Genomic DNA, 8,040 nt, shown 5'->3' on the forward strand with positions numbered 1-8,040 from the left:
TTTCTTAGTTTTCCTCTCCTAATTTTCTTTTCTTAGTTTTCCTCTCCTAATTTTCCTTTCTTAGTTTTCCTCTCCTAATTTTCCTTTTCCAATTTTCCCTTCTGTTCCTGCTCTCCTTATACTTCACTTATTTTGTTATTTTATTGTGTCTACAGAATTAAGGCTAGATAAAAGATAATTTTAAAAAGATTAAATATCAGCAGCTACAATAAAAGGAGCACAGGACTTAGGAAGTCATAAAGCTTTAAGTGTAATTTTGGAGTTTAACAGGAATGATCAAAATAACCACTCCTTGCCGAATTCATATGACGCTTATTGATATGAATGCGGAGATCGGAAGAGTCGATGGAGGAGCAGGACTAACCCTTTCCTCTCCCAATATAAAAATTACGGCTGAGGAAGCCGATGGAGTCAGTATAGAAGGTCTGCAGAGTTTTGCCGATCGAATGAAAAGAGCTGCAGAGTCCCTGCTTCCTGAAGGGAAGGGGATCAGGATCAATGTACAGGAAGTGTACCCTGCCCACGTAGGCTTCGGATCAGGAACTCAGTCTTCCCTGGCCGCAGCAGCAGCTGTTAATGAACTGTATGGACTTGGAAAAAGCGTTAGAGAACTTGCACTTTCAGTAAAAAGAGGAGGAACTTCTGGTATAGGTGTAGCTGCTTTTGAGAAAGGCGGGTTTATAATTGACGGAGGACACCGGTTCAAAGATAAAGGTGGTTTTATGCCATCGGCTGCCAGCAAAGTACCACCTGGGCCAGTGCTCTTCAGAGAGGATTTCCCTCAATGGGATATGGTGGTAGCAATTCCCAATGACAAAGGAATGCATGACCAGGAAGAAGTGGAAACCTTCAAAAAGTTCTGTCCTCTTCCTGTAGAAGAAGTTAGGGAAATTTCTCATGTCGTGCTCATGCAGATGATGCCTGCTGTGCTAGAAGAAGACATAGAAAGTTTTGGGGCCGCAGTAAATCATGTACAAACTGTCGGTTTTAATAAAAGAGAGAGCCTTATCTGGCCTCAATTCGTTAAAAATATTGCTTCTCACATGCGCAGCCGGAGCTATGGAGCCGGGGTAAGTTCCTTTGGTCCTGTAGTATATTCTTTTGTAGACAACAAATCAGAAGGCAGGCAGCTTCAGTCTGAAGTCCAAAAAATGCTTGACAGCTCCGTTGGTGGGACTGTCATCCTTACCAGGGCAAGAAACCAGGGTGCAGAAATATCCCGAATTTAATAGTCTCACATTCATTGAGAGTAAAAAGGAAAAACTTTGTGCTTACGCTCGGGCAGCCTGTGAAATAATTCCCTGACTGATCCGAGTGTCAAGGCCAGTTTATTTTTCCCCCATTTTTGCCGAATTATTTTTCCCCATCTTTTGTATAAAATTTACTCAATTTTTCATGAATTTGTTATAAATTACTGATACATCACTTTATACTTCATCAAGTCCCTTAGTTTCTTTTCAAGCATTTCTTCTCGATTTGCTGTTTTCAATCTTTCAATGAGGTTTCCTGTATTGGTAAAGTAAACCGAAATACTCATTTTTACTGTTTCAATTCAAGAGCGATTGCAAGGTGAGACTTTCCAACTCCAGGAGGAACAAGCAAAACAGCATTCTCTTAATTATGAACAAATCTCATTGGCCATCGGTTAAGAAATTTTCTTGCCTGAAAGCTATCGATTTTGCATCAGAAGCCATTCTTAAATTTTGGCCTATTTACGTGAAATCGATACCTTGTTCCAGCTTACGACTTATTAAACTATTTGATGACTGTTGAGGAAATTGATGTGATTTATCACGATTCTTCACTTACCGAAGCGCATGAAGAAATGACAGAACACTTGTATGATCTATATTTTATTCTAAAGTATCAATAATAAGCTATATTATCTTATCAATAATAAGCTATATTATCTTATCACTTATTCTTAATTGAATTAATTGGCTTTATCCACGGAACCCCGTCGTCGTCAATACTAATCCGAGCGTTTATCCCATAGACAGATTCTATAGTTTTTTGCGTTAAGACCGAAGACGGAGGACCTGATGCATAAATTTCTCCCTTGTTCATAACGACTATATTGTCGGCAAATCTGGCTGCTAGATTAAGATCGTGCAAAGCAATTATAGTAGTCATACCCTTTTCTAGTGTTATTTTTTGTATTAATTCAAAAAGCTCTAATTGATATTTCAGGTCTAAGCCATTAGTTGGCTCATCCATTAAAAGGAGTTTTGGGTCTCTAATTAAGGATTGAGCAATGAATACCATTTGCTTTTGTCCACCACTTAATTCATTAATACCTCTTAGAGCTAAATCTTCAATTCCCAGGTATTTCAATACATTCGAAACTACTTCAAGATCAGCCTCGTTTACCTTCCAGAATAAAGAATTTGCCATTCCCAGAAGAAGAATTTCAAACACAGTTAAAGAACTGGTTATTTTTGACTCTTGAGGAAGGTAGCTTCTTAAACGTATCAGGTCTTTTTTTTCAAAACTCTTCACATCTTTTCCATTAAACATTATCGTTCCTTTAGGGTCCAATACTCCAGCTATACACTTCAAGAGAGTTGACTTGCCTGCAGCATTTGGCCCTATCAGTACTGTAATCCTTGATTCAATCTTGAAATTCATTTCATTAAAAATAAGAGATGAATTGTAACCGAATGAAAAATTATCAATTTCTAATTTCAAAAAGACTCGCTCCTTTTCATTAAAAGTAACGATAAAAAGAAAGGAACACCTATCATGGAAGTGGCAATTCCTATAGGGAACACACCTTTGTGGCAAACTATCTTTCCGCCAATCGAAGCCAAAGATAGAAAAAGTGACCCCAAAAGTGCAGACAAAGGTATGAAGTATCTCTGGTCTTCACCTGTAAGAATTCGAGCTATATGGGGTGGAACGAGGCCTACAAAACCTATTGTACCAACAAAACATACTGCAGATGCTGTAAGGATAGTTACGCAAATAATCACTTTTAAGCGTAGTTTCTCAACATTAATTCCTAAACTTTTGGCCTTCTCGTCTCCCAGTTTTAGTGCTGTAAGTTTCCAAGAATCAATGGCAAGTAATGGAACGATGATAATAAAAATAACAAAACAAATTAATACTGTAGACCAGGAGGAGTTCTCGAAACTGCCAAATAACCAAAATACTATTTTTTGAAGCTGCTCATCTGTTGCTAAATATTCAAGTAAAGATATTAATGCCTGGAACAAAAATAATAGGGAGACTCCGGTAAGAATCATAATCTCTTTGCTGGCATTTTTTATTTTAGCGATAAGGCATATTATAGAAAATGAAAAAAATGAAAAAATAAAAGCATTAACAGAAACAAGGATACTTCCGGCAAAAGGGATTGTGCCTAGCCCGAAAACTACAGCAAGAGCAGCACCGAAGCCAGCAGCAGCTGATATGCCGAGTGTGTACGGGCTCGCCAGAGGATTATCAAGAATAGTTTGTACTTCCGCGCCAGCTACAGCGAGAGATGCACCGACAATAATTGCCATCAGAGCTTTAGGTAATCTAAAATCCCAGACAATGACGTTTGTATTAGGATCGTTTAAATGTGGTGAAATTATTGTTGAAAAGACGTCATAAATAGAAAGTGATGAAGAGCCTACTGCAATATCTGTTAAAAATGCAAGGAATACTGCAATTGCAAAATAAATGAAATAAAGATATTTTTGCTTTATTATAGCATTATATGTCTCTCTGTTTGCAGATTTCATTTCTCTTGCGCCTCCACAATATCCAAGATCCACACGCCATTATAATCAATAGGCAGATATCTCTCATGAAATTCTCTTAAATTTGCTTCTGGATCTAAATCAGCAAATTTCTCTGGATACATCCATTTAGCAAGTGCCTGAATTCCCGCAAAATTATATATATGATAACTAATACCTTGATGAATCCCATGAATATTATTATTTTTTACTGCATTAAGTGTGTTCCATCCTGAGCGGGTACAGAAACCTTGAAGACGTTTTCTGGATTCAGTTAGATTTGTTGAATATCCAAGTAACATTGAATCTTTACTCTCTGGCCAGTACTGGCCAGCTATTATTATCATATCAGGATTTTCAGCCAGAAGGTATTCCGGATCTATGGGAGCCATACTTGCAACACCTTCGGCAATGTTTATACCATTTAATTTTGTGATCATTGGTCCCCAGTTTGAGGTACTAAAAGTCATTCCATACTGGGATGGGCCAAATGAACCATATTCAACGTAAATTTTCTGTTTTGTATCATTTTCTTCCTTACTATTCAGGACTGAATAGACCTTATCCATCTGTTCCCCGTAAAATCTAGAAATATCTTCTGCTCTTTTTTCCCTGCCCAGTACTTGACCCATTACTAGTATGCTTTTTTGTGTATTTTCTAAAGGGTCTTTCCAGAAGTCTACAAAAAGAACGGGAATTCCGGCATTTTCCAGATTTTCAGTACTCTTTTGTGCTGTCTCTTTCATCATTAATGGCATTATAACAAGGTCAGGATTAAGAGAAATAATAGTTTCCGTATCAAATGTATTTTTATTAAGAGATCCGACTGTAGGAATGTTTTTTATTTCGGGATACTTCTTTAGATATTCATTGTAGGTATCTATGTCATAAGTTTCAAGTTCTGAACCCCAACCAACTATTTTTTCTGTAAAATTTTCACCTTCTAGAGCGGCAAATTCCTGAATATAAAGAGACTGACCTAAAACAACTTTTTCGACTCTTGTAGGAACAGTAACTTTCCTTCCAGCAAGATCGGTCACAGTTATTGTAAAATGCTTTCTTGCGGTTTCTCGCAACATATCCTTTTCAAGACACTTCACACTTTCTCCGGTATATGTAAACTTCATGTATGAGATAATTGCATCTGAGAGTTCTGCTCTAGAGATCATGTTATCATTATCCAGATCTCCTGGAATTGCTGCACTAGCCACGCATATTCTCAAAGATATTAAGAAGCACAATAAGATACCTACAAATAACCTTCTTTTTACAGTTGTATTCATTTTAAACACCTACTGTGTTCTCCTTCCGCTCTAATAATCTCTTAAACAATAAGCTGATAAACCAATTATCGCGATCATTGCTACAGTACTTAAAAAAGGTGTACTTTTCGATTCAGGTTCCTGTGGTTGTGCTTCACTTTTGCTGGAGTAGTTTGATTTAACGATCACATCTGTATTTGCAATTACTCCTTCGGTTTTATCCAGAGGATCATACCATGTTCCTGTAAATGCTCCGCCTCCAGATAAAGGTGCTTTTACTCGATATGTGATTTCTGTTTCCCCTATAACCGAAAAAAAGATTTTTTGTTTAGATTGGCTAGTCTGCGTTTCTGGATGGCTTGTGCCAATGTAAGAAAATCCTTCAGGAATACTTTCAACAATACCAGCTACGTTCGTCCCTGATACGTTAAGAGTAACAGAAAACTCTGAATTTGCAGCAGGTTCAGTTGTTGAAAGAGTTCGTATAACTTTCACTTCTTCTGCTATTGCTGTTGAGCTAATAAGGATTGTAACCGCTAATGAAAACAATATTATTTTCCCAAATTTCATTTTATTCGTATCCCTCATATAATTTTATAATAATTTTTTAGCTTCTTGGAAAATATCATTGCGAATTTATTGCAAACTTTTTCCAAGTAAGCTGGTTCTAAATATTTTCAGCTAATTGCAGATAATTACGGATGGACGCAGACGATTTCAAGTCATAGACTCTATCTAGGGTTTTTTGTAGGAAACTAAGCAACAGGTTTTGATTTCAAAATCGTTTTATTTGAATAGTTTAGAATTGATGTTTATCCTACATTCCGCAGATGTACACAGAAGTAGAAATTATTCATTGGTCATCGGTTAAGGAATTTTCTTGCCTGAAAGCTATCGGTTTTGCACTAGAAGCCGTCCTTAAATTTTGGTCTATTTACATAAAATCGATGCCCTGTTCCAGCTCATAACGCATTAAAATTTTTGGCAAATGTTACTGAAATTGACACAATTTATCACGATTCCTTACTTAACCGAAGACGCATGAGAAATTATTTGCCCATTTGCCCAAAATAATTCATCAAAGAATGGTCAACTTTTTAATGACTACCATTTTGATAAAAATCAATAGTATTTTTGTGCGTCCGCGGAAAGTAAGTTTATATAGTTCCTAATATGAATTACGGAGTTTGATTTTTGAAAATATTTTCTGAACACAAATTTCCCAATAAAAATCCTTGAGGATAAAATACACCAATTTACTTTTGCCACCACATTTCTACATGATTGGTTTGAGCTTCGATAGTCAAAAAACCATCCCTGTTTTTTAGAATACGTTTTAGATAATCACGAAGCACCTGCTCTTGATAGGAATTTGTAATTTTATACATAGGAATACAATACTCGACAGCTTCATCAAAAGACGAAAATCTATTTCTATAGTTTAATTCGGACATATTTACATTAGGATAAATACCCATCTGATATAGAACATTATATAAAATATTGCTTTTTGGCATAGGTTGATAATCCTTGCCATGAAGAACAGGCCAGATCTCAGGGGAATATATATCCCATAAATTGCTTCCTGCAATCCAATAAAGGTGCACACTACTTGAAGAAGAAGAAATCATTTTTATTATTGCATTTTTTATGTCAACCATCCCGAGAGAGTATGAAGCAAAGACTATATCGTACGGACCTTCAAGATCTGTTTCTGTATCCACATCTTCCCAACGTTTATTTACACAATTAATATTGGTAATATCAAATTTTTTGATGTTATCCTGCAAAATACTCATCATTTCCCTTGAAGGTTCTACAGCTGTGACATGAGCTGCTTTTTTAGAAACTAGAATTGAAAGAACTCCAGGACCTGAACCTATATCGAGCACTCGAGATTTAGAAGTTATTGGAAGACTATTCATTGTCTTCTCAATTCTTCCTTTGTCGTTTTCCATTGTTATTTCCCAAAACAATTTTGCATTCAATCGTTTACTCCAGAGAGATGCATAATCGTCGGCAGGATTTGAACCTACGTTTTTCAACATCTGATTTTTCCAAACTTCATTCCAATCAATTGTATTCGTATCCATTTTTTTCCTTCAAATGTCTCAATTATTTGTATGTATTTTTAACTGGAATTCAGGGTTTTCGAATTTTCTGTAAATTCAGAGTCAAATTTTTATACGCTGGCCATAATTCAGTTCTCTTGATATTGGATTTTCCAACGGCTAATTTATTAAGATTTATGATTTTACAGAAAAATTGACACACTACCAACTGGAAAACTTTCATGCTTTATTTTTCATTTAATTATACTACCTTAACAAGTAATTGTAGTTCTCGAAGTGTTATCTATGACTATCATCTTGCTTACATATGTGAATGTTTACCAGTTTAATGGACTCTGTTCCAAAATCCAGTGATTTTCGTATTTTTTAATTGAAGACCTGAGTTAGCAAGAAGAGTCCAGTTATCATCAAAATCAATATTCGACATCTAAAGACTTCAATTTTTAAGTTATGTCACAAGGATTATGACTAATTACAAAACCTAGTGGTTTTGAAATTTAAATTCATCACTAGGTTTTGGTACTGAGTCAGTTTAATGTAATATTTTATATATATCACTAAACGGATTACAGATATAAGCTAAAATACTAATAAGCTAAAATACTAATAAGCTAAAAAGCCAAAATAATAAAAATCTAAAATACTAATAAGCTAAAAAGCTAAAACATTAAAAAAATAAAATATTAATAAGCTAAAATACTACTCTGTTGGCTTTTCGCTGTTTCGAGTGGATAACTTACATATATTCTTAAATCTCAAAGTAACATATTTAAAATTTAGTAACATTTGTGGTTGAATATCACATTCAAGCTTGATGTTTCTCTGTTTGTCTGGTTACTTTGTAACTGTATCATTATTTTCAACCCACATAAAACCGCGAAGAGCCTTTTGGATCTAAACTAAATTCAGTACTTCGCTAAAAAATTTCTTCCTCATGTATTCTCCCCATCGATTTACCTAAGACACTCCACCATTAACCTA

General features: G+C 35.4%; 7 protein-coding genes. 1 reads left to right on the forward strand and 6 read right to left on the reverse strand.

All coding sequences use genetic code 11. The features are described from left to right. The first annotated feature begins 272 nt into the window (after positions 1 to 272). Positions 273 to 1,229, forward strand: coding sequence for a beta-ribofuranosylaminobenzene 5'-phosphate synthase (locus tag ASJ81_RS06735; protein WP_095643813.1), 957 nt, complete (start codon positions 273 to 275; stop codon positions 1,227 to 1,229). A 182-nt stretch (positions 1,230 to 1,411) separates the two neighbouring features. On the opposite strand, the gene ASJ81_RS24405 is transcribed toward ASJ81_RS06735, so the two are convergent. From ASJ81_RS24405 to ASJ81_RS06765, 6 genes are all read right to left on the reverse strand, one after another. Next, entirely contained in the window at positions 1,412 to 1,537 is a 126-nt protein-coding gene (locus ASJ81_RS24405; RefSeq protein WP_338037389.1) for a hypothetical protein, read from the reverse strand. Positions 1,538 to 1,914: 377 nt separating this feature from the next. After that, the gene (locus ASJ81_RS06745; protein ID WP_095643814.1) at positions 1,915 to 2,688 is read right to left on the reverse strand and encodes an ABC transporter ATP-binding protein; all 774 of its coding nucleotides are present in this window, start codon (positions 2,686 to 2,688) and stop codon (positions 1,915 to 1,917) included. Continuing rightward, entirely contained in the window at positions 2,685 to 3,728 is a 1,044-nt protein-coding gene (locus ASJ81_RS06750; protein ID WP_095643815.1) for a FecCD family ABC transporter permease, read from the reverse strand. Before ASJ81_RS06750 ends, ASJ81_RS06745 begins: the two co-directional genes overlap by 4 nt. Next, positions 3,725 to 4,936: an ABC transporter substrate-binding protein gene (locus tag ASJ81_RS06755; protein WP_245859880.1), complete on the reverse strand. Its 1,212-nt coding sequence runs from the start codon at positions 4,934 to 4,936 to the stop codon at positions 3,725 to 3,727. Before ASJ81_RS06755 ends, ASJ81_RS06750 begins: the two co-directional genes overlap by 4 nt. Before the next feature lie 102 nt (positions 4,937 to 5,038). Continuing rightward, entirely contained in the window at positions 5,039 to 5,536 is a 498-nt protein-coding gene (locus tag ASJ81_RS06760; protein WP_141241609.1) for a hypothetical protein, read from the reverse strand. 707 nt (positions 5,537 to 6,243) lie between these two features. Further along, entirely contained in the window at positions 6,244 to 7,080 is an 837-nt protein-coding gene (locus ASJ81_RS06765; protein WP_095643818.1) for a class I SAM-dependent methyltransferase, read from the reverse strand. Positions 7,081 to 8,040 lie beyond the last annotated feature (960 nt).

Origin of the sequence: Methanosarcina spelaei, from assembly GCF_002287235.1 — an archaeon.
GTDB classification, from domain to species: domain Archaea; phylum Halobacteriota; class Methanosarcinia; order Methanosarcinales; family Methanosarcinaceae; genus Methanosarcina; species Methanosarcina spelaei.